Raw genomic sequence first — 25200 nt, forward strand, 5'->3', positions numbered from 1 at the left:
ACCTAATGCCAAGCTTTGACCTGCCCACCCGCCCCGGCCGCTTCGCGGTCGCCGTACCGGAGCACTGGGCCACCTTCGACGTCGCACACGAGCAGCTGGTGACCGCGAGGCGGGAGGCGATGTCCGGCGCGGGTTCGGCGCAGGAGCGACTCCAGATCGACGAGCTTTTCACCCACGCCAAGCGGGTGACGTCGGCCGCACGGAAGGCCGGGGCGCTGTGGGGCGCCGGCACGGCGACGGTGTACGACGACGGCTTCTTCGTCGGGCAGGTGATGCTGTTCGCGGTCACGGCGCCTGATCCCAGCACCTTCACCACCCCCACGATGTCGGCGGCGCTCGGCGGCGGACGCGGCACGGGGGCGGCCGACCTCCCGCCGCGCACGGTCACCGCTGTCCGGCTGGCCGACGGGACGGCTGCGACCCGCGTCTGCGGGCAGGAGGAGGTTCAGGCGACCGATGCCCAGCGCGTGCGCGTCCTGGTCTCCCACACCTTCGTTCCGGTCCCGGGATCGGGCGACGAGTTCATCCTCGTCACCGGCCTGTCCCCAAACCTCGCCCTGGAGGAAGAGGTGCTCGACCTCTTCGACGCCATCGCCGGGACCTTCCGCTTCCTCCCGGCCTGATTGCTCCTGGCGGGACCTCAGTGTCCGGCCAGGTCCAAAGCCACCGCGCGCACCGGCGACCCGTCCATGCCGGCCAGCGGCAGGGGCAGGACAGAGACCAGCGGATCCTCCCAGGTGACGGCCGTGAGGTTCGTGAGGTTTTCGATGATCACCCCGCCGGCGCCCAGGAAGGCCGCGTGGAACGGGAGCAGGCCCTCGTTGGAAAGGGTCGGGTCGGGGTTGAGCGTGTCGACGCCGACCACGGAGACCCCGGCGGCCAGCAGCGCCTCGGCGATCTCGGGGGACAGGACCGGGTGCGCGAGGTATTCCTCGGTGCCGAAGTGTTTTGACCACCCGGTCTCGAAGAGCACGATCGAGCCGGCCTGCAGCTCCCGGAGCCCGTCCTCGACGTCGGCCCACCTCAGGCGCTGGTGCGGTTCGAGGCCTAGGCATCTCACGATCCTCGCCGTGCCCACCAGCCGTTCCAGCGCGATCCGGTCAACCGGGGCACCGCCGGCGATGGAGTGGAGCGGCGCGTCGATGTGGGTGCCGGTGTGGGTGCCGGCGTGCACGCTGGCGACCTGGAAGCCGTCCTCGGCCAGGGTGGCCACCGGACTCAGGGTGACCTCCGGATCGCCCGGGTACACCTGCATCCCGGTGACCACGGGCTGCGAGAGATCAACGATCCGCACGGGGCTCCTGCTCCTGGGACGGGGCCAGGTCGAGGAGGTGCTTATCGATGGGAGTTCCCCGCTCCATCCGGCCGGTGGCCGCCGCCCAAACCAGGTACAGCAGGGCGGAGATGACGAAGGTCGGGATGGTGGCGCCGATGGGGCTTGGCAGGGAGTAGGTGAGGATCAGGGACACCGCCGCGCCGACGGCCCAGACGACGACGGCGGCGATATTGACTCCCTTGGAGAACCAGTAGTCACCTCCGTTGGCGCGGAGGATGTCCGTCCCGTAGTGGCGCCGGCGCACGAGGTAGTAATCGACGATCATCACCGCGAACACCGGGATGAACAGGGAACTGATCAGCACCAGGAAGGCGGTGAACTGGTTCAGCAGCGCCAGCCAGGTGGAGCCGAGGATCGAGATCACGCCGAGCACCAGCGCGGTGGGGAGGAAGGTGACCCGGCGCGAGGGCACCATGTTCACCACCGAGGACACCATGCCGTAGACCACCATGGTGTTGGTGGCCATGACCGAGAGGAAGATGACGATGGCCAGGGGAGCCCCGAAGGCCGCAACGATGACCGTGGGGTCGAACGGCACCGCCTCGCCGCCGTTGAGGACGACGTAGGCGATCGCGGTGGCTCCGAGCGTCATGGCGAGGACGGTGGAAAGGGTGTAACCGATCGCTGAGCCAACCATTCCCGCCGTCGAGGACTTCGCCAGGCGGTTGAACTCCGCCGAGAGCACCGTCCAGGAGATCGCCGTTGCGATCACCACGTCGAGCACCGAGACCCCCGTCCAGCCGGCCTCCGGGTCCACGGGGGTGGTCACGAAGTCGGACGGCGTGAAGGTGGTGAAGGCGGAGACGAAGATGAAGCCCATGAAGGCGAGGATCACCAGCGCCAGCCACGGTTCCACCCGGGCGATGCCCGCGTGGCCGAAGATCGCCAGGCAGACCACGAGGAGCTGGCAGAGCACGGAGAACAGGACGGGGTTGGAGAAGCCGGTGGCCTGCTCCACGAGGAAGTTCACCGTCACTCCGGCAAGCATCGCCTGGACCCAGCTCCAGCCCATCAGGATGATGACGTTCGCGGCCACCGGCAGGAAGGAACCGCGCAGCCCGAACGAGCCCTTGGTGAGGGACATGGTGGGCAACCCGGTCCGGGTTCCCATATTGCCGATCAACACCAGGACCGCTCCGCCGATGAGCGTTCCGAGCAGGATCATGCCGACGGCCAGGGGCCAGCTGACGCCGGGGACGAAGAGCGTCCCGGTCAGCAGGGTGGTCACCACCAGGTTGGCGGCGAGCCAGATCATCCCGATGCGCCCCGTGCCGAGGGTGCCCCGGAGCGGGCCGTAACCTTCGGAGTTCTTCTCGAGGTGGTTCGACAGCCGGGTGTAGGCGGAGGTCCTGGGCTGGGTGGGCTGCTCGGTCGCCATGGGGCTAGCTCGTTTCCGGGAGGGCTGAATCGGCGGGGGAGGGGGAAAGGTGCTCATGGACGGCCGTGACGGATCCGCCGGAGCGGTGGAAGACGATGGTCTCGCGTTCGCGGGTGGTCTCGCCGGGTCCGTCCCCCGTCCGGGTGACGGTCTCGACGTCGTGGGTGAAGACGGCGGTGGGACCGAGAAGCTGGATGCGTGGATTGCTGCTGGTGCACGAGACGACGCGCCAGCCGTCCTCAAGCCAACCGGCCCACAACGATTCGTAGGCGGCGCGGTTCTCGAGCCGGCGGGCCTCGGTGTGGAAGACGAAGGTCGCATCCTCGGCGAATGCGGCGAAATAACGGGCCGTGTCGGTTGCGGCGAAGGCGTCGACGAGCCGTTCCGCCGCGCGTTCGATCTCGTCGAGGGTTACCTGTTCCATAGCCGTCCCTGGGAAGGCAGCGCATCCAGCCCCCCCTGGTTGCCCTGCGGTAAACAATTGTTTACATGATGATGCGTGATGACCGTTACAGTGTCAACGGGTTTCTTCCAATCCTGAGTGGGACGGAACCCCAGTGCAACGATCCGGTCCCCGCCGGGCCTCGGCGGCAGGACTTGTGCCCCCTGTGGCAGACCGCGCCGGAGGCGTGGTGCAGGATGTTGCCATGGATGCCACCGACGCACTGTCCGAAATTGCTTTCTGGCTTGAGCGGGAATCCGCTCCCTCCTTCAAGGTCCAGGCCTTCCGCAAAGCAGCCGCGGTCATCGCCGGGCTCAGCCGGGACGAGCTGGCCGAACGGATCGGCGATGGACGGCTGAAGCGGACCAAGGGGATCGGGGAGCGGACCTTCGAGGTGATCCGGGAGGCCGTCGAGGGTAAAATCCCCAACTATCTGGCGGGCCTGCGCGAGCGCGGCACCCGGCCGCTCGCCGAGGGCGGCGCGGAAATCAGTGCCGCCCTGCGCGGCGACCTCCACAGCCACAGCGAATGGTCCGACGGCGGATCGTCCATCGAGGAGATGGTTGCGGCGGCCCGTCTGCTCGGCCGGGAGTATCTCGCCCTGACGGACCACTCGCCGGGCCTCACCATTGCGAACGGGCTGAGCACCGAGCGGCTTAGAGACCAGCTCGGCGTCGTGGCGGCCATCAATGACGGCAGCGACGGGTTCCGCCTGCTCACCGGCATCGAGGTCGACATCCTTGAGGACGGCGGCCTCGACCAGGCGCCGGAGGTGCTCGAGGGGCTCGACATTGTGGTGGCGAGCGTGCACTCCAAGCTGCGCTCCGACCGCGGCACCATGACCCGGCGGATGCTCGGGGCCGTCACCAACCCGCAGACGAACGTGCTCGGTCACTGCACCGGTCGCCTCGTGCAGGGCTCCAGGGGCACGCGTCCCGAATCGGAGTTCGACGCGGCGCGGGTCTTCGCCGCCTGCGCCGAGAACAACGTGGCCGTCGAGATCAATTCGCGGCTTGAGCGCCAGGACCCGCCGGACCGGCTCATCCGGCTGGCGCTCGACGCGGGATGCCTTTTCAGCATCGACAGCGACGCCCACGCACCCGGCCAGCTCGACTACCTTCAGTACGGGGCGGAGCGGGCCGAAAAGAACGGCGTGCCCGCAGAGCGGATTATCACCACCTGGCCTCTTGACCGGCTGCTGGAATGGGCCGGAAAGGGCACGGCGGCGGCCGGGAGCTGATTCGCCGTCCGGCAGGCGGCCTGCTACCGGAAGGCCGGGATGCCGGTGAGGTGCTGGCCCAGGATCAGGGTGTGGACCTCGTCGGTGCCCTCGTAGGTGCGTACGCTCTCGAGGTTGTTGGCGTGGCGCAGCGGTGAATGGTCGAGCGTGATGCCGTTGCCGCCGAGGATGGCTCGGGCCTCCCTGGCGATCGCAAGGGCCTCCCGGACATTGTTGAGCTTTCCCACGGAGATCTGGTGCGGCTTCAGGGCGCCGGCGTCGTGGAGCCGCCCAAGCTGCAGCGCCAGCAGGGTTCCCTTGGTGATCTCAAGGGCCATGTTCACGAGCTTCTCCTGGGTGAGCTGGTAGGCGGCCAGCGGCTTGCCGAACTGCATCCGCTCCCGGGAGTAGTCGAGCGCCGCCAGGTAGCTGTCCCGCGCCGCACCCATGGCACCCCACACAATGCCGTACCGCGCGTCGTTGAGGCATTCGAACGGGCCCCGGAGTCCCCGGGCACCGGGCAGCAGTGCCCCGGCCGGGAGCCGGACGTCCGTCAGTTCCACGTCGCACTGGATGGAGGCGCGCATTGAGAGCTTCTGGGGAATCTCGGTGGCCCGGAAACCCGGGGTGTCGGTGGGGACGAGGAAGCCGCGGATGCCGTCGTCGGTCTGCGCCCACACCACGGCCACCTGCGCGATGCTCGCCAGCCCGATCCAGCGCTTGGTTCCGTTGAGTACCCAGTCGCCGCCGTCCCTGCGGGCGTTGGTCAGCATGCTCGCCGGGTCGGAACCGCCGCCGGGTTCGGTCAGCGCGAAGCAGCCGATCACGCTGCCCGCTGCCATGCGGGGAAGCCACTGGTTCTTCTGCTCCTCGGAGCCGTGCCGGGCGATGGCGCCCATGGCCAGGGAGCCCTGGACGCTGAGGAACGTGCGCAGGCCCGAGTCGCCGGCCTCGACCTCGAGGGCCGCCAGCCCGTACTCGACGGCGCTGCGTCCTGCACAGCCGTAGCCCTCGATGTGCATGCCGAGCAGCCCGAGTTGGGCCATCGGCGCCACGATGTCGAGCGGAAACTCCCCGGTGTCGTACCACCGGGCGATGTTCGGCCGGATGTCCGCGTCGACGAAGGCGCGGACCCTGCCCCGCAGCGCCACCTCCTCGGCGGAGAGGAGGGAGTCGATGCCGAGAAGGTCGGCGGGATCTGGAGTCTCCGGGGCCGGGGTCATTCCCTTACTGTACGCAGTGCCCCGGGACGGTTGCCGGAGGGCCGGGCGCGCTGCTCAGCCCAGTTTCGAGGGCTTGGTCCCGGTGTCGGCGGACTCCGGCTCGCCGGGCCCCGCGACGTGCTCGCTGCCGCGCGCCCGGGCGATGGCGGTCATGCCGTGGAAGATCAGCAGGGCGGCGGCGGTGCCGAGCGCGATGCCCGCGAAGGTCAGGTCCCCGACCGTCCAGGTGAAGTCGGCGATGCCGATCACCAGGGCAACGCCGGCGGTGGAGAGGTTGATGGGGTTGGAGAAGTTGACCTGGTTGGAGACCCAGATCCGCACGCCGAGGATCCCGATCATGCCGTACAGCACCACCCCGGCCCCGCCGAGGACGCCCGGGGGCACGGTGGCGATGAGCGCCCCGAACTTGGGGAAGAGGCTCAGCAGCACGGCGACGATGCCGGCGACCCAGTACGCCGCTGTCGAGTAGACGCGTGAGGCGGCCATCACCCCGATGTTCTCCGCATAGGTCGTGGTGCCGGAGCCGCCGCCGGCACCGGCGATCATGGTCGCGACGCCGTCGGCCATCAGGGCCCGCCCGGTCACCGGGTCGAGGTCCCGCCCGGTCATGGCGGCCACCGACTTCACGTGGCCGATGTTCTCGGCGACCAGGACCAGCACCACCGGAAGGAACAGGCCGACGACGGAGAGGTGGAAGGTGGGCGCCGAGAACTCGGGCAGTCCGATCCAGGCGGCGTCGCCGATCGCGGCGAAGTCGACCTCCCCGCGCAGCATCGCCACAAGGTACCCGGCGAGCACGCCGATCAGGATGGAGAGGCGGCCCAGGATGCCCTTGAACAGCACGGTGACCAGCAGGATGGCGAGGATCGTCACGACCGCCGTCACCGGCCCCTGCTCGACGCTGTTCTTCGCCGTCGGGGCGAGGTTGAGCCCGATCAGGGCGACGATGGAGCCGGTGACGACCGGAGGCATCGCGGCCTGGATCCAGCGCGAGCCGGCACGGTGGACGATGAAGCCGATGACCGCCAGCAGGGCGCCGGCCATCACGATGCCGCCGAGCGCCCCGGCCGGTCCGTGCTGGGCCTGGGCCGCGGCGATGGGGGCAATGAAGGCGAAGCTCGAGCCGAGGTAGCTGGGCACCCGCCCTGCGGTGATGACCAGGAACAGGACCGTGCCGATGCCCGAGAACAGCAGCGTCGTCGACGGCGGGAAACCGGTGATCAGCGGCACCAGGAAGGTCGCGCCGAACATGGCGACGACGTGCTGGGCCCCGATGCCGATGGTGCGCGGCCAGCTCAGCCGCTCATCGGGGGCCACGTAGGCGCCCGGGGTGACATTCTTGCCGTCCCCGTGCAGGGTCCAGCCGGTTCCAAGCGCGCTCATGGCGGTGCCTTCCAGGGAGGGGGAGTCTGGGGAAATCCTATCTCCCGGCGGTTGCCACCGTGTTACGTTGCAGTCCTGACAATTGCAGGAGGACATAACCGATGGGGTTGAGCAGCCGGGCCCGGGCCCTGCGACACGGGATGGGGCACTTCGGCACCCGGGCGCCGGGGACGCCCCGCCGGACGGCATCGGACAACGCCGACTTCACGGCCCGCGGCCGCACGGTGCTGGTGACCGGGGCCGCCATGGGGATGGGCCGGCTCTATGCCGAGCGGGCCGTGCGTGAGGGCGCCGCCGCCGTCGTGCTGTGGGATGTTGACGCGGCGGCCCTTGAGGCAACGGCGGCTGCGCTGGCCGGAGCCGGCACCGCGGTCTCCGCCTACCCGGTGGACATCTCCTCGCTGGAGCAGGTGCGCGCCGCCGCGGCGGAGGTCCTCGCCGACGCCGGTGCACCCGACATCCTGATCAACAACGCCGGCATCGTGACGGGCAGCTACTTCTGGGAGCACCGCCAGAAGGAGGACATCGCCCGCACCCTCCAGGTCAACGCCCTGGCGCCGATGCACATCACCCGCGAATTCCTGCCGGCCATGATCGGGCGCGGCACCCCGGCGCGGATCCTCAATGTGGCCTCCGCCTCGGGAACCCTCTCGGTGCCGCGCATGAGTGTCTACACCGCCTCGAAATGGGCGGTGATCGGCTGGAGCGACTCGCTGCGCCTCGAACTCCTCGCGGCCGGGCACCCGGAAATCCGGGTCACCACCCTGATCCCCAGCTACATCCGCACCCCCATGTTCGCCGGGGTGAGCGCCCCGCTGCTCACTCCGCTGCTCGAGCCCGGCGCGGTGGTCGACCGGGCGTGGCAGGCGATGCTCGAGGGCCGCGCCCGCCTCCAGCTGCCGTGGACCGTCGCGCTGGGCAGCGCGCTGCGCGGGCTGCTGCCCCAGCCCGCGTGGGACCTCGTGGCCGGGAGGCTCTTCGGCGTGTACCGCTCAATGGACACCTTCACCGGGCGCCCGGCGTCAAGCCCACGGTCAGCCCCGCCCGCCGGAACATCCGCCGGAACATCCGCCGGAACCTCCGCCGGGGCGGAGGCGTCCCGGTGAGCGCCGGGACCGCCCGGGTGACCGCCGGGACCGTCGTCGGGCGGCTGCGCGGCACCTTCGAGGCGGGCACCACGCGCCCCCTCGTGTGGCGCCGGGAGCAGCTGCGCGCCCTGATGCGGATGCTCGCCGAACGGGCCGAGGATTTCACCACTGCGCTCGCCGCCGACCTGGGCAAGAGCCCGACCGAAAGCTTCATCTCCGAGCTGGCCGTGGTCCGCGCCGAAGCGAAGCACGCCGTGAGGCACCTGCCGGCCTGGGCCGCCCCCGTGCGGGTTCCGGTGCCTGTCGGGCTGCGTCCGGCCTCCGCCAGCGTGACCGCACAGCCGCTGGGCGTGGCCCTGATCATCGCCCCGTGGAACTACCCGGCGCAGCTCGTCCTCGCCCCGCTCGTCGGCGCGCTTGCCGCCGGGAACTGCGCGGTGCTCAAGCCGAGCGAGCTGGCGCCGGCCACCTCGAAGGTGCTGGCGCGCCTGGTGCCCCAGTACCTCGACCCGGACGCCGTCGCCGTGGTCGAAGGGGGTCCCGAGGTCACAACGGAACTGCTCGAGCAACGTTTCGACTCCATTTTCTTCACCGGGGGAGAGCGGGTGGGGCGGATCGTGGCCGAAGCCGCCGCGCGCAACCTCACCCCGGTGACCCTTGAACTTGGGGGAAAGTCGCCGGCCGTGGTGATGGACGGCGACCTCGACACCGCGGCCCGCCGGCTGGTCCAGGGGAAGTTCCTCAATGCGGGCCAGACCTGTGTGGCCCCCGACTATGTCCTGACCACGCCCGCGCTCGAGCCGGCGCTGGTGCAGGCCCTGCGCCGGGCGCTCAAGGAGTTCTACGGCCAGGATCCCGCCACCTCCGCCGACTACGGCCGCATCGTCAACGCCGGGCACTTCGACCGGCTGACCGCGCTCCTGCGGGACGGCACGGTGGCCGCCGGGGGGCGGCACGACCGTGCCACCCGGTACCTTGAGCCGACCCTGCTGACCGGGGTGTCGCCGGATTCGGCGCTGATGCAGGAGGAGATCTTCGGTCCCCTCCTGCCGGTGCTGACGGTGCCGGACCTCACCTCCGCCGTCCGGTTCATCACGGCCCGTCCGGCCCCGCTGGCGGCATACCTGTTCAGCAACAGTCCCGAGCGGCGCACCGCCTTCGAGAACGCGGTCCGGGCCGGCGGGATCACCCACAACGCCTGCCTGGTGCAGCTCGCCGTGCCGGGGCTGCCCTTCGGCGGCGTGGGTGCCAGCGGCTCGGGCGGCTACCACGGCCAGCAGGGCTTCGACACCTTCAGCCAGCACCGGCCGGTGTTCACCAAGGACACCCGCCCCGATACGCTCCGGGTCGCCTATCCGCCGTTCGGCCCGCTGAAGCGCCTGCTGCTGCGCAGGCTGATCTAACGCGGCAGGTGCACACCGGACGATCACCCGCGAGTGTGCGGCTCACCACCCTTTGAGGTCCGGAAAGGGTGGTGAGCTGCAGTTTCACCGGGGTTCGAGCGGGGCCGCGCGGACGCCCGGGCCGATCAGGCGCCGATGACGCCGTCCACGAGCGCCTTGGCCTCCGCCTGCACCTGCTTCAAATGGTCCTCGCCGCGGAAGGACTCGGCGTAGATCTTATAGACGTCCTCGGTTCCCGACGGGCGGGCCGCGAACCAGGCGTTCTCGGTGGTGACCTTCAGCCCTCCCACCGGTGCGCCGTTGCCGGGGGCCTCGGTGAGCCGTGCGGTGATGTCCTCACCGGCGAGGGTCGTGGCCGTGACGTCCGACGGCGAGAGCTTGCCCAGCGCCGCCTTCTGCTCGCGGCTCGCGGCGGCGTCGATGCGCGCGTAGACCGGCGCACCGAACCGCTCGGTGAGCCGGGCGTAGTGCTGGGAGGGGCTCTTTCCGGACACGGCGGTGATCTCGGAGGCGAGCAGGGCCAGCAGGATCCCGTCCTTGTCGGTGCTCCAGGGCCCGCCGTCCTGCCGCAGGAAGGAGGCTCCGGCCGATTCCTCGCCGCCGAAGGCGACCTCGCCCGTCAGCAGTCCCGGAACGAACCACTTGAAGCCGACCGGCACCTCGACGAGCACCCGGCCGAGGTCGGTGGCCACCCGGTCGATGATGGAGGAGGACACGAGGGTCTTGCCGATCACGGCATCGGCCCGCCAGGACGGCCGGTTGCGGTACAGGTAATCAACCGCCACAGCGAGGTAGTGGTTGGGGTTCATCAGGCCGCCGTCGGGCGTGACGATGCCGTGGCGGTCGGCGTCGGCGTCGTTGCCGGTGGCGATGTCAAACTCGGAGGCCCGGGCGATGAGGGAGGCCATCGCGTAGGGGGAGGAGCAGTCCATCCGGATCTTTTCGTCCCAGTCGAGCGTCATGAACCCGAACTGCGGGTCGACCGCCGGGTTGACCACCGTCAGGTTCAGATTGTGGTTCTCGGCAATGGCGCCCCAGTAGTCCACCGAGGCACCACCCATGGGGTCGGCGCCGATCGACAGGCCCGAGGCCCGGATCGCGTCGAGGTTCAGCACCGCCGGCAGGTCCTCGACGTAGTGCTGGAGGAAGTCGTAGGTGCCGATGCCCTCGGCCTTCTGGGCCTGCGCGGCAGGAACCCGGCGGACCTCGCGCAGCCCGCCCTCCATCAGCTCATTGGCGCGGGCCGCGATCCAGTTGGTGGCATCCGAGTCCGCCGGTCCGCCGTGCGGTGGGTTGTACTTGAAGCCGCCGTCGGCGGGCGGATTGTGCGAGGGGGTGATGACGATGCCGTCGGCCTTGTCGGTGCGGGTGGCGTTGTAAGTGAGGATGGCGTGGGATACGGCCGGGGTGGGCGTGAAGGCGCCGCGGGCGTCGATCCTCACTGTGACGCCGTTGGCGGCGAGCACCTCGAGGGCCGTGTTCTGCGCCGGCTCGGACAATGCGTGCGTGTCCTTGCCCATGAACAGGGGGCCGGTCACCCCTTCGCGGTCCCGGTATTCGACGATCGCCTGCGTGATCGCCGCGATATGCGCCTCGTTGAACGAGGCCTTCAACGACGAGCCGCGGTGGCCCGAGGTGCCAAAGACGACGCGCTGCGCCGGGTCGGACAGGTCCGGGACGACGTCGAAATACGCGTCAAGCAGGGCCGTGACATCAACAAGGTCGCTGGGTAGGGCAACAGTGCCCGCTCGGTTAGCCATGGCAACAGCATGTCAAAGAACTGCGCCAAATACAGCCGCCGGTTTCTTACGCGCTCCGGTCGGCGCCGCGGCAGGGTTTGAGGCGGCGGTGTTTTCCGGATCCGGGCACGGATTTCTTCCCGGCACGGATTCCATTGCATCGGCGCACCAGGGCGGGGACGATTAGGAGATCCGCGGGTCCGGTCACCCGAACCCTCCCGCACGACCCAAGGTGGAATCATGGCCGACGACGGCCCCCGGCAGCGCCCCCCATTCAGCGATCCCCACGACCCCCGCTGGTATTCCGATCCCGGCATGCGCGGCGCCGGACCTTCCCGCCCGGCCGGACCGGCCGGGGAGGGCCCCTCGGGGGCGCATGCCGCGGGGCCGGACCCGCAGGGAGCGCCTCCGCATCCCTTCGGCGGGGCGGATCCCGGCCGCGGCTTCCCGGACGGCGGGCAGGAGTTCGGGTCGACGTCCTACCGGCAGTCGGGGACCCTTCCGTATGGCTCCTATCCGGCTCCCTACCTCACGGAACCCCGGGGACTCAGCATCGCCGCCCTGATCCTCGGCGCGGCGGCCGTGTTCACCGGCGGCCTGCTGATCCTGCCGCAGCTCCTCGCGGTGGTGTTCGGGCATCTCGCCCTGCGCCGCGAGCCGGCCGGCAGGCCGCTTGCCCTGACCGGGCTCATTATGGGGTACATCATGCTGCTGGTCGGGCTGCTGCTCGTCGTCGGCTTCGTTTTGCTCGTCTCCCTGGGGACGGCCGCCTCGGTGACGACGGGGCCTTGAGGTCGGACGGATCATAAGTAAGCTGAGTAACAGGGTCCGGACCGGGCCTTCCGCCTCCGAAAGGCTGAACGATGACTGACACTGCGAACACCACCCCTGAGGGCGATCCCGACGAGGAGGGCGCCGAGAAGGCCGGAGGCACCGAAAACCTCGACGCGGGCGGCTACGGCGGTCCCGACCCCGAGGTCGAAATCGCTCCCGGGTTCGACGGCGGCAAGGACTCCGACGGGAAGGAGTAGCGCCGCCGCCAGAACCCTCAGGGCCGGAGGGCCTCGAGTTGGGCGCAGACTGCCAGGAGGTCGGCCTCCGCGCTGGGCCGGCCGATGAGCTGGATGGCCATTGACAGCCCGTCCTCGGTCCTCAGGGTGGGAACCACAAGGGCAGGAAGCCCGCACACGTTGACCATCGAGGTGAAGGGCGAATACCGGCACTGCAGTTCGTAGTCGGTGTCGGCGTCGGCGTCGGCGCCGGTGTACCAGCCGATGGGGCGCGGGGTCATGCCCAGCGCCGGGGTGAGGATCATGTCGTAGTCCGAGTACTGGCGGATGGTGTCGTACTCGAACTTCCGGAGGATCCCGATCGCTTCGGTGAGTTCCGGCGCCGGACGGGTTCGAGCGCGCCGGCGCAGCGTCCCCGCCAGCGGGGTCAGCTTTGCCTCGTCCTCTTCGGCGATCGGGGCGATGGCCAGGGCCGCCGTCCACACGGTCTGGAAGGCAGTGTGGTAGCGGGGGTCGTACGTCAGGGGTGCCTCGACGACGTCGTGCCCGGCCGCGCCCAGGGCGCGGATGCCGGCCTCGAGGGCGTCCCGGGCCGGGGCGTCGAGGGTGATGGGAAACGCGCTTTCGAACGGCGAGACCGTGCTGACACCGATCCGGAAGCGGCCTTCGGCGCGCTGGGCCGCGGAGAGGAACGAGCCCGCAGGGGCGGCGGCCGCAGTGGAGCGGTAGCCGGGCTCGGCCACCAGGGCGTCAAGGAGGAGAGCGGCGTCGGCGGCGTTGCGCGCCAGCGGCCCGGCTACCACAAACTGCCCGAGGTCCTCCTGCCCGGACCCGGAAGGCACCCGGCCCCGGTTGGGTTTGAGTCCCACCAGCCCGGTGGCGGCGGCGGGGATCCGCACCGACCCACCGCCGTCGGTCCCGGGAGCAAAGGGGATCAGCCCGGCCGCCACGGCGGCGGCGCTGCCGCCGGAGGACCCGCCCGGGCTCAGGTCCGGGCGGAGGGGGTTGCGGGCCGGGGGTCCGATGAAATTCTCGCTGTAGGCGCTCAGCCCGAACTCCGGGACCTGCGTCTTCCCGAGGCTGATCGCCCCGGCGGCACGCAGGACAGCCACCAGCGGAGAGTCCTGCTCAGCCACGGCCGCCGGAAGGGCCGCCGTTCCGTACGTGGTGGGGGCGCCGGCCACCTCGGTGAGGTCCTTGTGCGCCAGCGGCAGCCCGTGCAGCACCGGCAGCGGGCCGTCGGCGGCCCGGTGCGCGTCGGCGGCGTCGGCCTCCCGGAGTGCCTGTTCGGCGGTGACGGTGAGAAAGGCACCGAGGGCAAGGTTCCGCTCCTCGATCCGCTGCAGGTAGTGCTCGGTCAGTTCCCTCGCCCCCACCTCGCCGCTGGCCAGGGCGTCGCGCAGGGTGAGGGCCGACAGGCTGGATAACTCGCTCATACACCGTTTCCGTTCTCAGGTCCGCCCCGGGGATCCGTCCGGGCGGCGCCCGGGCCCGCTCCCACTATAGGCTTGGAGCACCGCCGGAACGCGGCGGGCCCGGGTCCCGGCACACAGGCGCCCGGCAGTGAAGGGAAGTGCACGTGAGCGAACTTGAGAATGTTTCAGTGGAGTCCCTCGGCCCGGACGCCCGGATCCTCGACGTCCGCGAGGACTACGAGTGGGAGGCGGGCCACGTCGAAGGCGCCCTCCACATCCCGCTCGATGAGCTTCCCGCGCGCCTTGACGACCTCGACCCGGACGAGGACCTCCACGTGATCTGCAGGACCGGCGGGCGTTCCCACCGGGCCGCCACCTGGCTGGTGGCCAACGGCTACTCCGCGGTCAATGTCAGCGGGGGAATGGGAGCCTGGCTCGAGGCCGGTAAGCCCATGGTCGCCGAGACGGGCAGCGAGCCGACGGTCCTGTGAGCAGTCCCGCAGGGCAGGCCCCGGCGTCCCTGGCCTTCTCCTCGTATGCCTACCTCGGGCCGGAGGGAACCTTCACCGAGGCCGCCCTGCTCCAGGTCCCGGGGGCCGCGGAGGCCCACCGCCTCCCGGTGGCGACGGTCGGCGCCGCGCTCGGCGAGGTGCGGTCCGGCCGGGTGGATGCCGCAATGGTGCCGATCGAGAATTCGGTCGAGGGCGGGGTGAGCGCCACCCTCGACGCCGTCGCGGTTGGCGAGCCCCTGCGGATCGTACGGGAGGAGCTGGTCGCGATCACCTTCGTCCTCGCCGCCCGGCCCGGCGCCCGGCTCGACGACGTCCGCCGCATCTCCACGCACGGCCACGCCTGGGCCCAGTGCCGTGGCTGGGTGCATTCTCATATTCCGGAAGCGGAATACTTGCCAGCCTCCTCGACGGCGGCTGCCGCGCACGGCCTCGCGGAGGGCGCCTATGACGCGGCCGTCTGCTCGCCGCTGCTCGCGGAACGCCTTGGCCTGGCGGTGCTCGCCTCGGATATCGGTGACGTCTCCGACGCGGTGACGCGCTTCATCCTCGTCACCCGGCCCACGGTATTGCCGGCACCGACCGGCGCCGACAAGACCTCCCTGGTGATCCCCCTTCCGGAGGACCACCCGGGGGCGCTGATGGAGATCCTTGACCAGTTCGCCGCGCGCGGGGTCAACCTGAGTCGGATCGAGTCCCGGCCCACCGGCCAGTTCCTTGGTGACTACTTCTTCAGCATCGACGCGGACGGCCACCTCGCCGACGCACGGGTCGCGGACGCCCTGAAGGGCCTTCACCGCATCAGCCCCAACCTGCGCTTCCTCGGCTCCTATGCCCGTGCCGACAAGCGGCCCTCGACGATCGCCCCGCGGACCTCCGACGAGGCGTTCGATGCCGCCGAGTCCTGGGTGGAGGGCCTGCGGGGCGGGTCCTGACGCGCCGCCCAAAAGAACAGTAGGCTTACCAATCTCAGGGTCTTCCGTTCGTCGAAGGTTGGTAGCCGCATGGCACGACTGCGCCGCAGCAATTCGAACAAGCCGGGGATCACCCGCAGCCGCTCCGGCAAGGGGTTCAGCTACCGCACGCCCGACGGCGCCCTGCTGACCGACAAGGCCGAACTGAAACGGGTGAAAGAACTCGTCATCCCGCCGGCGTGGAAGGACGTCTGGATCGCGCCCTACCCGAACGGCCATGTCCAGGCCCTGGGCACCGACGATGCCGGGCGCCGCCAGTACATCTACCACCCGGCCTGGCGGGAGCAGAAGGACCGCGAGAAGTTCGACCGGTCCCTGGAGTTCGGCGCGCGGCTCACCAGCGCCCGTCGCGTCATCACCCAGCATCTGCGCAGCACCGGGATGACCCGGGAGCGGGCCTTCGCCGCGGCGCTGCGCATTGTCGACGCCGGCGCCCTGAGGATCGGATCCGTACAGTACGCCGAGGAGAACGGCTCCTTCGGGGTCACCACACTGCGCGTCGAGCACGTCATTATCGAGGGCGCGGTCATCACCTTCCGTTTCCCGGGCAAGAGCGGGCAGCAGTGGGACACCACCATCGAAGACGAGGACCTGGCCGCGGCCCTGCGCCCGATGATGCGCCGGGAGGAGGCGGACACGGTGCTCGCCTACCGCTCGGCCGACGAGAAGTGGCATTCGATCGACGGCTCGCAGCTCAATGAATTCCTGCGGCAGGTCACCGGGGGACCCTTCACGGCCAAGGACTTCCGCACCTGGCAGGCCACCGTGGTCGCCGCCATGGAACTCGCCCGGCACGACCTGGTCTCAACGAGCAGGACGGCGCGGCAGAAGGCGGTCACCGCCACCATGCGCGCCGTCGCCGACCACTTGGGCAACACCCCGTCGGTGGCGCGGAGCTCCTACGTCGATCCGCGGCTCGTCGACCGGTTCATGAGCGGTGAGGTCATCCCGGTGGCCGGCTACGCCGCGTCGGAGCGGGCCGTGCGTGAACTGCTGGGGGGCTGAGACGGCTTTCACCGCGGCCTGTTCGTAAGTACGCTTACAGTGGGCGCCCCGTCAGGGGCGGCACCTTCAATGAGAGGCAGCATCATGACTGACAGCGCGAGCGAAGGACACATCGTCAATCCGGCAGGCGAGGATGAATCCGGGTCGGATCCCAACCGCCGCGGAGATATCGGCGATCAGGGCAACGACCTCCGGTTCGCCGAGGAGCAGCAGCTGATCAACCAGCAGTCCGAACGGCACGGAGCCGCCGCCGGTGGCACCTCCAAGGAAACCGAGGGCAGCTACACCAGCACCGAGCCCGCGGACACCGGGGGCGGGTACACCGGGGCGCAGAAGCCGGAGCAGGAGGGCGAGTATCCCGAGAAGGACCGGGATCGGCTGAACAGCCCCGACGACGAGGGCGAGTACACGGACCGCGACCGGGGCTGACCCTGCCGGACCCCGCCCGCGGCGCGGCCGGCGCCGGCCCGGGAGGGGTCAGCCGCGCCCGGCGGCAACCACGCGGGCGGCGGGGGACGCGGCCGCCGGTTCCCCGCCGGGCACCCGAATCAGCAGGGCACCCGGGTCGATCCGGGCTGTCAGGGAGGTCACCGCACCTGAGAGGTCCCCGTCGAGCTGGGTGTGGGTGGGCTCCGCGGTCCAGACGGTGACCTCACGGGCGCGGTAGTACTTGATGACCGGGATCTCACCCTTGTGTCGGAACACGATTTTCGCCGCCATCCAGAGCCAGCCGGCCAGGCTCCGGGGGCTCATCACCACGATGTCGAGGTACCCGTCGTCGATGATCGAGTCGGGAATGAAGTCGATGCCCGCGGGCAGCTTTCCGCAGTTGGCGAAGAGGACGGTACGGACCTTCCGGCTCTGCGGCGCGCCGCCGTCAAGGCTGATCGAGACCCGCTGCCGGCGCCCGGGAAGGTGCCGCACCCCGGCCTCGCTGTAGGCGAGCCAGCCGAACTTCTCCTTGAGGTCGTCCTTGGTCGCGGCCACCACCGCGGCATCGAGCCCGACCCCGCCCATGACCAGGAAGGGTGCCTCCGAGGCGGTGCCGGTGGATTCGTTGCGCAGCAGCACCGTCGCCATGTCGATCCGGCGCTGGCTGCCGTGGAGGGCCACCTCCAGGCAGCCAGCGATGTCGTTGTAGGGCAGGCCGAGGTTGCGCACCAGCAGGTTCCCGGTGCCCAGCGGCAGCAGCCCCAGCGCGGCGGGCCCGTGCGCCATCGCCTGTGCGACGGCGCGCACCGTCCCGTCGCCGCCGGCGGCGAGCACGACGTCGGCCCCCGCCTCGAGCGCCAGGTGCGCCTGGCCGGTCCCAGGGTCCTCGATGGTCGTCTCGAGGATCAGCGGCGGATCCCAGCCGGCATCGGAGCAGGCCTGCTCCACGAGGGCGCGGGTCTCGGCGGCGTTCAGTTTGACCGGGTTGAGGATCAGCGCGACCCGCTGCGGCCCCGAGGCCCGCGCAACGAGCGGATGAACCGTTGCGGCCGGGGCCCCCTGGACCTTCAGGCGCCGCACCTGCCACCAGCTCCGGACCGACGCTGCTGCCGCGGCGGCGGTGAGGGCGATCAGTTTAGGACGCATGATTTTTCCAGAGTACCGCCGGGTGCGCCTCCATGCCCGGACGGGGAAGGCCATTGGGTAGGCTTGGGGGCGTGATCGACGTAAACGAGCTCCGCGCTGACCCCGACAAGTTCCGCTCCTCCCAGCGCGCCCGCAGGGCCGACGAGTCGCTGATCGAGGAGATCCTCTCGGCGGACACGGCACGCCGAGAAGCGGTCACCCGGCACGAGAACCTGCGCGCGGACCAGAACGCGTTCGGCAAGAAGGTGGCGCAGGCCAAGGGTGAGCAGAAGCAGGCGCTGCTCGCCGAGGTGAAGGAACTGGCCGCTGAGGTCAAGAAGGCCGCGGCGCTCGCCGACGAGGCACGCTTCCGGCAGGAGGCGCTGCTGCGGCGGCTCCCGAACCGGATCGAAGACGGGGTTCCCGAGGGCGGCGAGGAGGATTTCGAGGTCCTGCGCACCGTTGGGACGCCGCGGGACTTCGCCGCCGAAGGCTTCGAACCCCGGGATCACCTCGAGATCGGCGAACTGATCGGCGCGATCGACATGGAGCGCGGCGCCAAGGTCTCCGGTTCGCGGTTCTACTTCCTCAAGGGCGTCGGGGCGCGCCTTGAGCTGGCCCTGCTGCAGATGGCCATGGACCAGGCCGCGCAGGCGGGGTTCACCCCCATGATCACCCCCACCCTGGTGCGGCCCGAGATCATGCAGGGAACCGGCTTCGATGTGGCCCACGACGCCGAAATCTATCGGCTGGCGGAGGACGACCTCTACCTGGTGGGCACCTCCGAGGTGGCCCTGGCGGGCTACCACTCCGATGAGATCCTCGACCTCAGCGGCGGGCCCCTGCGCTACGCCGCCTGGTCCTCCTGCTACCGGCGTGAGGCCGGCTCGCACGGCAAGGACACCCGCGGCATCATCCGCGTCCACCAGTTCAACAAGGTGGAGATGTTCACCTACACCACGGTCGAAGAATCTTCGGCGGAGCACCTGAGGCTGCTGGCCTGGGAAGAGGAGATGCTCGCGAAGGTCGAACTGCCCTACCGGGTGATCGACACCGCGGCCGGTGACCTCGGGATGTCCGCCGCGCGGAAGTTCGACTGCGAGGCCTGGGTGCCCACCCAGGGCGCATACCGGGAACTGACCTCCACCTCGAACTGCACCACCTTCCAGGCCCGGCGGTTGAACATCCGGGAGCGTCAGGGCGGGGAAAGCGCGAAGGGAACGCGGGCCGTGGCGACGCTGAACGGTACCCTGGCCACCACCCGCTGGATCGTGGCGATCCTCGAGCACCACCAGAATCCCGACGGCTCGGTCCGGGTCCCGGAGGCGCTGCGCCCGTATCTTAGTGGACTCGAGGTCCTGCCGGTACTGTGAGGCCCGCCCTACCCGGTTCGGGGGTTGATCTGGTTCACTGATGAGATGGCTATTTCATTATCGGCTGGCATCGAGGACCAGCCCCAGACCCGCACAAAGTACATGGTGGCGCTCGACGTCGACGGCACCCTCGTAGACCACGACGGGGTCATGAGCGATGAGGTCCGGGCGGCGGCCTCCGCCGCCATCGACGCCGGACACGACATCATCATCTCCACGGGGCGCTCACTGGGCGCCGCCCTGCCGGTAATCCGGGAGATCGGGCTCACCCGCGGCCATGCCGTGTGCTCGAACGGCGGAGTCACCCTCCGCGTCGATCCGGACCTTCCCCGCGGCTTCGAAGTGATCGACAAGGTGACCTTCGACCCCAGCCCTGCCCTCCGGGCCCTGCGCGAGCGCCTGCCCGGGGCCAAGTATGCCCTCGAGGACGACCAGGGCCGCTTCCTCTCAACCGAAAGCTTCCAGGACGCAAGTTTCGGTGCCGAGGCCCAGAGCGTCGACTTCGAACAGATGCTCGACGCCAACGCCGTACGCGTCGTTGTCTTCAGCACCGACAGCACGGCCGAAGAATTCGGCAACGCCGTCGAGACGATCGGCCTGCACGGCGTGACCTACTCGGTGGGGTGGACCGCCTGGCTCGACATCGCCGCCGCCGGGGTCACCAAGGCCAGCGCCCTCGAGCTGCTGCGGCGCCGAATCGGTGCCGACCCGGCCCTCACCGTCGCGGTCGGGGACGGGCGCAACGACATTGAAATGCTCGAGTGGGCGGCCCGCGGGGTGGCCATGGGCCAGGCGCCCGAGGAAGTACGCTCGGCGGCCTCGGAAGTCACCGGCTCGGTGTACGACGACGGGGCGGCCAAGGTCCTCCGCTCGCTGGTGTAGTCCCGGCTCGCTGGTGTAGTCCGGGTTTTTCAGGCCGGTTCAGTAGGCCAGGGCGGCCGGCGGCAGGGCCGCCGGGCCGTGCGCCAAATCCAGCAGGCGGGCCGCGGCGGGCCGGGTGGCCCACTCCTCCATCCAGTGCGAGCGGATCACCGCCTTGCTGACGGCCTGGGTGCTGATCCCCAGTTCCTGGGCGATGAGCTTCTGCTGCCCCCGGGCGCCGGGGGTCAGGAGGTCGAGGACCTTCCATTCGGCGTCGGTCCGGGTATACACGAGGTGGCCCAGCAGCCGCAGCACCGCCTCGGCCTCGCCGGCGATCTCCGCGTCGGGTCCCTCGACAGCCAGCGGAATGCGCTCGCCGGTCTTCTGCGCCCGGTTGACCGCGCGGCGCGCATAGACCAGGCCGAATCCGTCGGCGTCGAGGATGCGCTCGGGCACCGGCGGGAGGACCCCGCCGACGCCGATGCCCACATGCCAGCGGCGGAAGCGGACGGCGCGCAGGGCCGCGTCCACTGCCGTCCGCGCGGAATCGACGACGCCCTGGAGTTCATCGCCCACCGAACGCTGGAACGGCACCACCGTGGGGAGGTGCCGGAGCTCGCGGATCAGCTCCGGCACCAGGTCGCCCACCTCGCGCGAGTCGCGCTGGTTGATGGTGAGCACATATTGCATTGCCCCAGTATGCTGCACGGCGGCCGCAAATCAACCGATTTTGGTTGCGGCGCGGCACGCAGGGGAAGAAGCCTTAGCGTCCTTCGGGCACCGCCGTAGCGTTGTCGGCCTCGACGTCGACGCCGCGGCCCTGGGGCTCATCGGCGGCGCTGGTCTCGCCCTGCGCCTTGAACCGCTCCAGCGACGCCTCGACCTCGGCCTCGGCCGCTTCCCGGCCGGCCCACTCGGCGGCCTCGACCCACTTGCCCGGCTCGAGGTCCTTGTAGCGGGTGAAGAAGTGCTTGATCTCGTCGAGGAGGAAGGTCGAGACATCCGAAAGGTCCTGAATGTCATCGAAGCGCGGATCGGCCGGAACGCAGAGCACCTTGGCATCCCCGCCGCCGTCGTCGGTCATGTTGAAAACCCCAATCGGGCGGGACTCGACCAGGACGCCCGGGATCAGATCGAAGTCCTGAAGCATCACCAGGGCGTCGAGGGGATCACCGTCCTCGCCGAGGGTGTTTTCGAAGTAGCCGTAGTGCGTGGGGTACTGCATCGCCGTGAAAAGCACCCGGTCGAGGCGGAGGCGGTGGGTCTCGTGGTCGATCTCGTACTTGACGCGGGATCCCTTGGGGATCTCGATGGTGACGTCGAGCTTCATGGCAACTCCTCGGTGTGTGGCTGGCGGATGGGAAGGGGCAGGCCCGGCCGGGCCCGGTCCGCCGCGCCCGGCCGCCCGTTTACTGTTTAAACTTCTGCACTAACATATCGGTCGTGGCCCGCTTCCCGGCATTTTCGGCCGTCCGCGTTCCCGTTGAACCCTCCGGAAGGAATCCATGAAGCGTCAGGCCCGACGGCTGACCGCCGTGCTGCTGGCGGCGGTCCTCGCGGTGCTGGCGCTGCCCCTCTCGGCCCTGGTGATCCCGGCCGCCGTGGAGGAGCTCACCGGCGGAGGGGACGCCGAGGTGCGGCCGCCCGCCCTCCAGCGCCCGCCGGCCGGGGTGCTCGAACCCGGCGTCGTCTCCGCCCTTTCGACCTCGGCGCCGCAGCCGGCCCCCGGGGTGCTCGCTTCGCTGCTTGATGCCGAGCTGCAGCTGCCCGGCGGCGGCGGGCGGTTCACCGGGGTGGTGCGGGACGCCGCCACCGGCGAGGTGCTCTACAGCAGGGGCGCCGACGAGGCGCAGGCCCCCGCGTCGAACCTGAAGCTGCTGACGGCGGCAGCCGTCCTGAACACCCTCGATCCGCAGGACCGGCTCGAGACCACGGTGCACGCTGGCGGGGACGGGGTGCTGTATCTCCGGGGCGGCGGCGATGTGCTGCTGGGCTCCGGGTCATCGGAGGCCGGCGCGGTGCGTGGGCACGCCGGCCTTTCCACCCTGGCCCGGGAGACCGCCCAGGCGCTGGATCCGGCCTCGGGTCCGTACAACGTCGCCGTGGACGACTCCCTCTTCGAGGGCCCTCCGCTCAACCCGTCCTGGGCGCAGGGTGACGTGGACGCCGGGGAACTGGCACCGGTGTACCCGCTGGCCGTCAATTCCGCGTGGCAGGACGAGGGCCTGCAGGCCGGGGCGCGCGACGCCGACCCGGCGCTGAGGGCAGCGGAGGCCTTCACCGCCGCCCTCGCCGCCGCGGCCGCCGAACGCGGCATCGAGGTGCTCGGCGGACCGGTGCGCGCCGTGGTGCCGGACTCCGCCGAGGCGGTGGCCTCGGTCCGCTCGGCCACCATTGGTGAGCAGGTCGAGCACATGCTGGTCCTGTCGGACAACTACCTCGCCGAGGCCCTGGCGCGGCTGGCCTCGGCGGCGGCCGGCGGGCCGGCGAGTTCCGACGGCGCCACGGCGCTGCTCGCTGCCACCGCCGACCGGCTCGGCGTTCCGGGCGGCGGGCTCCGGGTCGGGGACGCAGCCGGGCTCTCCGTTGACAACTCGGCGACCCCCGCCCAGCTCGCGGCGCTGCTTTCCGCGGTGGCCGCCTCCAAGCGGCCCGCCCTGGCCGGGATGCCCGGGCTGCTGCCCGTGGCCGGCCTGTCGGGCACCCTTAAAGAGCGTTTCGCTCCGAACGCCGCGGCGGTGCGCGGGGCCGGGGTGGTCCGGGCCAAGACCGGCACCCTGAGCGCCGTCACGGCGCTCAGCGGCTACGTTGTCACGGCGGAAGGTCGCCTGCTCAGCTTCTCCCTCATGGGCTCCGGGATCGAAGGCAGGACGCCGGAGGCCCGCGACGCCGTCGACCGGGCCGCGGCCGTGCTGGCGGCCTGCGGATGCCGCTGAACGCAACGCACGATCCGCACCTCACGATCGTGCGCGCCGGGCACCGCCGAGCGGCCGGGAGCCGGATGTGGTCGAATTAGGTCATGGAGAGCAATGAGCCGACCGTTTCATCCAACCCCCAACGCCCCCAGCTGGTGAACTGGGACTTCGCCGCGGGCAGCGCGGCCCGTCTCGCCCCCGCCGGACCGACGATGACGCCGCGTGAGATCGCCGCCGCGGTCGATGACCTCCGTGCCCAGGCCGACGCCTCCGTGGCGCACGTCCATGCCATCTCCCGCCTTGACGCGGCACGGGACCTGCGCGACTCCGAACTCCTCATCGTGGACCGGGCGTCCTGGGCGAAGGCCAACACCCAGAGCTTCCGGGTGCTCGTCGAGCCGGCCCTGAACCATCTCGCGCAGTCCAAGCCGGAAATCCTCAAGGCGGCCTCCGTCAGCCTCGGAGGCAACCTCACCGGCGCGCAGCTCGGCGCCATCCTGGCGTTCCTTTCGAGCAAGGTGCTGGGTCAGTACGACCCGTTCGTGCCCTCCCGCAACGGCGCCGGCGGGCGCCTGATGCTCGTGGCGCCCAACATCATCTCCGTCGAACGCGAACTCAACGTCGACCCGTCCGACTTCCGCCTCTGGGTCTGCCTCCACGAGCAGACCCACCGGGTCCAGTTCGCCGCCGCGCCCTGGCTGAAGGACCACATGACCTCCGCCATCTCGGAACTGACCACCGGGATGATGGACAAGGCCGACACCCTCTCCGAGCGCCTCGCCGCCGCGGCGAAGAGCCTCGGTATGCCCAAGGGGGAGCACCCCGGCCGCCGGTCCGCCGCGGTCGAACAATGGCCCGACGGCGGGAAGGTCCACGGCACCGGGCTGCTGTCCGTGCTGCAGGACCCCGACGACAAGGCCCGCCTGTCCCACCTGACCGCCGTGATGAGCCTGCTCGAGGGCCACGCGAACGTCGTCATGGACGGCGTTGACGCGCGGATCGTGCCGACGGTGAAAACCATCCGCCGCCGCTTCAACGCCCGTGGAAAGTCCCGCGGGCCCGTGGAGAAACTGATCCGCCAGCTCCTGGGCCTCGACGCGAAAATGCGCCAGTACAGCGACGGCGCCAAGTTCGTGCGCCGGGTCGTTGACCAGACCGGCATGGAGGGGTTCAACCTCGTCTGGGAGGCCGAGGCCAACCTCCCCACCGAGCGCGAGATCCACACCCCGGACGAATGGATCGACAGGATGAGCCTTACCCGCCATGGTTAGGCGCCCGCGCCTCAACCCGGTGGCCGCGGCCGCACGGAACCGGGTGGAGGACGCCCTGACCGATGTGCTGCTTCCCGCCGGAGCCGCATCCGGGGCCGCTCCGGAGGAGGCGGCGCCGCTGGTGCTCGTGGCGTGCAGCGGCGGCCCGGATTCACTCGCGCTGGCCGCCGCCGCCGTGTATTTCACGAAGGGAGGCCGGTGCAGGGTCGGCGCTGTCGTCGTCGACCACGGCCTGCAGGAGGACAGCGCGGCGGTCGCCCGGCGCGCCGCGGCCCAGCTCGCCGGCCTGGGACTGTCCCCGGTCGAGGTCCGCACGGTCGAGGTCGCCGCCACCGGCATGGGCCCGGAGGCCGCCGCCCGCACCGCCCGCTATGCCGCACTCGACGCCGCCGCCCGCGAGTCCGGCGCCGCAGCCGTCCTGCTGGGCCACACGCTCGATGACCAGGCCGAGCAGGTCCTGCTGGGGCTGGCCCGCGGCTCCGGAACGCGCTCCCTGGCCGGCATGCCGGCCCGGCGGGGCCCCTACCGCCGGCCGTTCCTCGACCTGCGGCGCGCCGACACCGAGGAAATCTGCTCCTTCTACGGGCTCGACCCCTGGCACGACCCCTCCAACACGGATCCTGCCTTCGCCCGCTCCCGGGTCCGCACCCAGGTGCTGCCCTACCTCGAGGAACAGCTCGGCCCGGGGGTCGCGCCGGCACTGTACCGGTCGGCGCGCATCCTCGGCCAGGACGCCGACTACCTCGAACAGCTCAGCTCCGAGGCCTACGCCGGGCTCCGGGCCGAGGCCGGCGGGGACATCCTCCTGCCGGAGGAGGGCCTGCGCACGCTGCCCGCTTCGCTGCGCCAGCGGGTCCTCGCCCTGGCCGCCATTGAAGTCGGCGGTACCCAGCCCAGCTTTGAGCGCCTCCTGGCCGCCGAAACCCTCCTCGAACGCCGCGGCTCCGCGGGCCCGGTCCAGCTGGGCGGACGTGTCGGCGTTTACCGGCAGGTCCGGGGGAAATCGGTTCTTCCGGGCGGGCCAAGCTATGGCAATCTTGTCTTTAGAAACAACCGTCCCGGCACGGAGCCGCCGAGCCGTTCAACCCAGGAGTAATTG

General features: G+C 70.5%; 25 protein-coding genes. 15 read left to right on the plus strand and 10 right to left on the minus strand.

The features are described from left to right. The first annotated feature begins 5 nt into the window (after positions 1-5). Positions 6-623, plus strand: a complete 618-nt coding sequence (locus E2F48_RS12620) for a hypothetical protein (RefSeq protein ID WP_133404332.1) — start codon at positions 6-8, stop codon at positions 621-623. Positions 624-640: 17 nt separating this feature from the next. Here the strand turns inward: E2F48_RS12620 and E2F48_RS12625 are convergent, their stop codons facing one another. From E2F48_RS12625 to E2F48_RS12635, 3 genes are read right to left on the minus strand one after another with little or no spacing between them, the layout of a single operon-like run. Then, a complete protein-coding gene (locus tag E2F48_RS12625) occupies positions 641-1294 on the minus strand; it encodes a cyclase family protein (RefSeq protein WP_133404333.1) in 654 nt (217 codons plus the stop codon). After that, positions 1281-2714 carry a purine-cytosine permease family protein gene (locus tag E2F48_RS12630; RefSeq protein ID WP_133404334.1) on the minus strand — a complete coding sequence of 478 codons (1434 nt, stop codon included), beginning with the start codon at positions 2712-2714 and terminating at the stop codon, positions 1281-1283. The genes E2F48_RS12625 and E2F48_RS12630 overlap by 14 nt, the downstream gene beginning before the upstream one ends. Positions 2715-2718: 4 nt before the next feature. After that, on the minus strand, positions 2719-3138 hold the full coding sequence (locus E2F48_RS12635) for a YybH family protein (protein WP_133404335.1): 420 nt from the start codon (positions 3136-3138) through the stop codon (positions 2719-2721). A 223-nt stretch (positions 3139-3361) separates the two neighbouring features. Here E2F48_RS12635 and E2F48_RS12640 point away from each other — a divergent pair, with 223 nt between their 5' ends. Continuing rightward, positions 3362-4396, plus strand: coding sequence for a PHP domain-containing protein (locus E2F48_RS12640; RefSeq protein WP_133404336.1), 1035 nt, complete (start codon positions 3362-3364; stop codon positions 4394-4396). A gap of 23 nt (positions 4397-4419) precedes the next feature. Here E2F48_RS12640 and E2F48_RS12645 read toward each other — a convergent pair whose 3' ends face one another. Further along, positions 4420-5598, minus strand: a complete 1179-nt coding sequence (locus E2F48_RS12645) for an acyl-CoA dehydrogenase family protein (RefSeq protein ID WP_133404337.1) — start codon at positions 5596-5598, stop codon at positions 4420-4422. A 54-nt stretch (positions 5599-5652) separates the two neighbouring features. Next, entirely contained in the window at positions 5653-6981 is a 1329-nt protein-coding gene (locus E2F48_RS12650; RefSeq protein ID WP_133404338.1) for a uracil-xanthine permease family protein, read from the minus strand. Between the two features lie 101 nt (positions 6982-7082). Here E2F48_RS12650 and E2F48_RS12655 point away from each other — a divergent pair, with 101 nt between their 5' ends. Beyond that, positions 7083-8087 (plus strand): SDR family NAD(P)-dependent oxidoreductase, encoded by a 1005-nt coding sequence (locus E2F48_RS12655; RefSeq protein WP_342772593.1) that lies wholly within the window; start codon positions 7083-7085, stop codon positions 8085-8087. Then, positions 8084-9472: an aldehyde dehydrogenase family protein gene (locus E2F48_RS12660; RefSeq protein WP_246018939.1), complete on the plus strand. Its 1389-nt coding sequence runs from the start codon at positions 8084-8086 to the stop codon at positions 9470-9472. The genes E2F48_RS12655 and E2F48_RS12660 overlap by 4 nt, the downstream gene beginning before the upstream one ends. A gap of 125 nt (positions 9473-9597) precedes the next feature. Here the strand turns inward: E2F48_RS12660 and pgm are convergent, their stop codons facing one another. Beyond that, the gene (gene pgm, locus E2F48_RS12665; RefSeq protein ID WP_133404339.1) at positions 9598-11232 is read right to left on the minus strand and encodes a phosphoglucomutase (alpha-D-glucose-1,6-bisphosphate-dependent); all 1635 of its coding nucleotides are present in this window, start codon (positions 11230-11232) and stop codon (positions 9598-9600) included. A 219-nt stretch (positions 11233-11451) separates the two neighbouring features. On the opposite strand from pgm, the gene E2F48_RS12670 reads away from it, so the two are divergent. Together E2F48_RS12670 and E2F48_RS17365 are read left to right on the plus strand one after the other, a co-directional pair. Further along, positions 11452-12003, plus strand: coding sequence for a DUF4190 domain-containing protein (locus tag E2F48_RS12670; RefSeq protein WP_133404340.1), 552 nt, complete (start codon positions 11452-11454; stop codon positions 12001-12003). A gap of 71 nt (positions 12004-12074) precedes the next feature. After that, entirely contained in the window at positions 12075-12242 is a 168-nt protein-coding gene (locus E2F48_RS17365; protein WP_165968763.1) for a hypothetical protein, read from the plus strand. Between the two features lie 17 nt (positions 12243-12259). On the opposite strand, the gene E2F48_RS12675 is transcribed toward E2F48_RS17365, so the two are convergent. Then, positions 12260-13657: an amidase gene (locus E2F48_RS12675; protein ID WP_133404341.1), complete on the minus strand. Its 1398-nt coding sequence runs from the start codon at positions 13655-13657 to the stop codon at positions 12260-12262. A 143-nt stretch (positions 13658-13800) separates the two neighbouring features. On the opposite strand from E2F48_RS12675, the gene E2F48_RS12680 reads away from it, so the two are divergent. The 4 genes from E2F48_RS12680 (at position 13801) to E2F48_RS12695 (ending at position 16553) form a co-directional block, all read left to right on the plus strand. Continuing rightward, entirely contained in the window at positions 13801-14127 is a 327-nt protein-coding gene (locus E2F48_RS12680) for a rhodanese-like domain-containing protein (RefSeq protein WP_133404342.1), read from the plus strand. Next, entirely contained in the window at positions 14124-15080 is a 957-nt protein-coding gene (gene pheA, locus E2F48_RS12685; protein ID WP_425455777.1) for a prephenate dehydratase, read from the plus strand. Before E2F48_RS12680 ends, pheA begins: the two co-directional genes overlap by 4 nt. A 69-nt stretch (positions 15081-15149) precedes the next feature. Continuing rightward, positions 15150-16124 (plus strand): DNA topoisomerase IB, encoded by a 975-nt coding sequence (locus E2F48_RS12690; protein ID WP_133404343.1) that lies wholly within the window; start codon positions 15150-15152, stop codon positions 16122-16124. A gap of 84 nt (positions 16125-16208) precedes the next feature. Next, positions 16209-16553 (plus strand): hypothetical protein, encoded by a 345-nt coding sequence (locus E2F48_RS12695; protein WP_133404344.1) that lies wholly within the window; start codon positions 16209-16211, stop codon positions 16551-16553. Between the two features lie 48 nt (positions 16554-16601). Here E2F48_RS12695 and E2F48_RS12700 read toward each other — a convergent pair whose 3' ends face one another. Then, positions 16602-17702, minus strand: coding sequence for a diacylglycerol/lipid kinase family protein (locus E2F48_RS12700; RefSeq protein ID WP_133404345.1), 1101 nt, complete (start codon positions 17700-17702; stop codon positions 16602-16604). 71 nt (positions 17703-17773) lie between these two features. On the opposite strand from E2F48_RS12700, the gene serS reads away from it, so the two are divergent. Both serS and E2F48_RS12710 read left to right on the plus strand, forming a co-directional pair. Then, positions 17774-19054, plus strand: coding sequence for a serine--tRNA ligase (gene serS / locus E2F48_RS12705; RefSeq protein WP_133404346.1), 1281 nt, complete (start codon positions 17774-17776; stop codon positions 19052-19054). A 45-nt stretch (positions 19055-19099) separates the two neighbouring features. Further along, on the plus strand, positions 19100-19936 hold the full coding sequence (locus tag E2F48_RS12710; RefSeq protein WP_246018941.1) for an HAD family hydrolase: 837 nt from the start codon (positions 19100-19102) through the stop codon (positions 19934-19936). 39 nt (positions 19937-19975) lie between these two features. Here E2F48_RS12710 and E2F48_RS12715 read toward each other — a convergent pair whose 3' ends face one another. Both E2F48_RS12715 and E2F48_RS12720 read right to left on the minus strand, forming a co-directional pair. Continuing rightward, on the minus strand, positions 19976-20605 hold the full coding sequence (locus E2F48_RS12715; protein WP_133404347.1) for a hypothetical protein: 630 nt from the start codon (positions 20603-20605) through the stop codon (positions 19976-19978). A gap of 73 nt (positions 20606-20678) precedes the next feature. Next, positions 20679-21245 (minus strand): inorganic diphosphatase, encoded by a 567-nt coding sequence (locus E2F48_RS12720; RefSeq protein ID WP_133404348.1) that lies wholly within the window; start codon positions 21243-21245, stop codon positions 20679-20681. Between the two features lie 175 nt (positions 21246-21420). On the opposite strand from E2F48_RS12720, the gene dacB reads away from it, so the two are divergent. The 3 genes from dacB (at position 21421) to tilS (ending at position 25197) form a co-directional block, all read left to right on the plus strand. Further along, entirely contained in the window at positions 21421-22851 is a 1431-nt protein-coding gene (gene dacB / locus E2F48_RS12725) for a D-alanyl-D-alanine carboxypeptidase/D-alanyl-D-alanine endopeptidase (RefSeq protein WP_246018949.1), read from the plus strand. An 83-nt stretch (positions 22852-22934) separates the two neighbouring features. Continuing rightward, the gene (locus tag E2F48_RS12730) at positions 22935-24101 is read left to right on the plus strand and encodes a zinc-dependent metalloprotease (RefSeq protein WP_133404349.1); all 1167 of its coding nucleotides are present in this window, start codon (positions 22935-22937) and stop codon (positions 24099-24101) included. Next, positions 24094-25197, plus strand: coding sequence for a tRNA lysidine(34) synthetase TilS (gene tilS, locus E2F48_RS12735; RefSeq protein ID WP_133404350.1), 1104 nt, complete (start codon positions 24094-24096; stop codon positions 25195-25197). Before E2F48_RS12730 ends, tilS begins: the two co-directional genes overlap by 8 nt. Positions 25198-25200 lie beyond the last annotated feature (3 nt).

Source organism: Arthrobacter crusticola, from assembly GCF_004357995.1.
GTDB lineage: Bacteria > Actinomycetota > Actinomycetes > Actinomycetales > Micrococcaceae > Arthrobacter_D > Arthrobacter_D crusticola.

Bases quoted from the DNA above. Each gene is read 5' to 3' on its own strand.
- E2F48_RS12620 (WP_133404332.1), top strand. From the start codon at position 6: ATGCCAAGCTTTGACCTGCCCACCCGCCCCGGCCGCTTCGCGGTCGCC.
- E2F48_RS12630 (WP_133404334.1), bottom strand. From the start codon at position 2,714: ATGGCGACCGAGCAGCCCACCCAGCCCAGGACCTCCGCCTACACCCGG.
- E2F48_RS12635 (WP_133404335.1), bottom strand. From the start codon at position 3,138: ATGGAACAGGTAACCCTCGACGAGATCGAACGCGCGGCGGAACGGCTC.
- E2F48_RS12640 (WP_133404336.1), top strand. From the start codon at position 3,362: ATGGATGCCACCGACGCACTGTCCGAAATTGCTTTCTGGCTTGAGCGG.
- E2F48_RS12645 (WP_133404337.1), bottom strand. From the start codon at position 5,598: ATGACCCCGGCCCCGGAGACTCCAGATCCCGCCGACCTTCTCGGCATC.
- E2F48_RS12650 (WP_133404338.1), bottom strand. From the start codon at position 6,981: ATGAGCGCGCTTGGAACCGGCTGGACCCTGCACGGGGACGGCAAGAAT.
- E2F48_RS12655 (WP_342772593.1), top strand. From the start codon at position 7,083: ATGGGGTTGAGCAGCCGGGCCCGGGCCCTGCGACACGGGATGGGGCAC.
- pgm (WP_133404339.1), bottom strand. From the start codon at position 11,232: ATGGCTAACCGAGCGGGCACTGTTGCCCTACCCAGCGACCTTGTTGAT.
- E2F48_RS12670 (WP_133404340.1), top strand. From the start codon at position 11,452: ATGGCCGACGACGGCCCCCGGCAGCGCCCCCCATTCAGCGATCCCCAC.
- E2F48_RS17365 (WP_165968763.1), top strand. From the start codon at position 12,075: ATGACTGACACTGCGAACACCACCCCTGAGGGCGATCCCGACGAGGAG.
- E2F48_RS12675 (WP_133404341.1), bottom strand. From the start codon at position 13,657: ATGAGCGAGTTATCCAGCCTGTCGGCCCTCACCCTGCGCGACGCCCTG.
- E2F48_RS12690 (WP_133404343.1), top strand. From the start codon at position 15,150: ATGGCACGACTGCGCCGCAGCAATTCGAACAAGCCGGGGATCACCCGC.
- E2F48_RS12695 (WP_133404344.1), top strand. From the start codon at position 16,209: ATGACTGACAGCGCGAGCGAAGGACACATCGTCAATCCGGCAGGCGAG.
- E2F48_RS12700 (WP_133404345.1), bottom strand. From the start codon at position 17,702: ATGCGTCCTAAACTGATCGCCCTCACCGCCGCCGCGGCAGCAGCGTCG.
- E2F48_RS12710 (WP_246018941.1), top strand. From the start codon at position 19,100: ATGGCTATTTCATTATCGGCTGGCATCGAGGACCAGCCCCAGACCCGC.
- E2F48_RS12715 (WP_133404347.1), bottom strand. From the start codon at position 20,605: ATGCAATATGTGCTCACCATCAACCAGCGCGACTCGCGCGAGGTGGGC.
- E2F48_RS12720 (WP_133404348.1), bottom strand. From the start codon at position 21,245: ATGAAGCTCGACGTCACCATCGAGATCCCCAAGGGATCCCGCGTCAAG.
- dacB (WP_246018949.1), top strand. From the start codon at position 21,421: ATGAAGCGTCAGGCCCGACGGCTGACCGCCGTGCTGCTGGCGGCGGTC.
- E2F48_RS12730 (WP_133404349.1), top strand. From the start codon at position 22,935: ATGGAGAGCAATGAGCCGACCGTTTCATCCAACCCCCAACGCCCCCAG.
- tilS (WP_133404350.1), top strand. From the start codon at position 24,094: ATGGTTAGGCGCCCGCGCCTCAACCCGGTGGCCGCGGCCGCACGGAAC.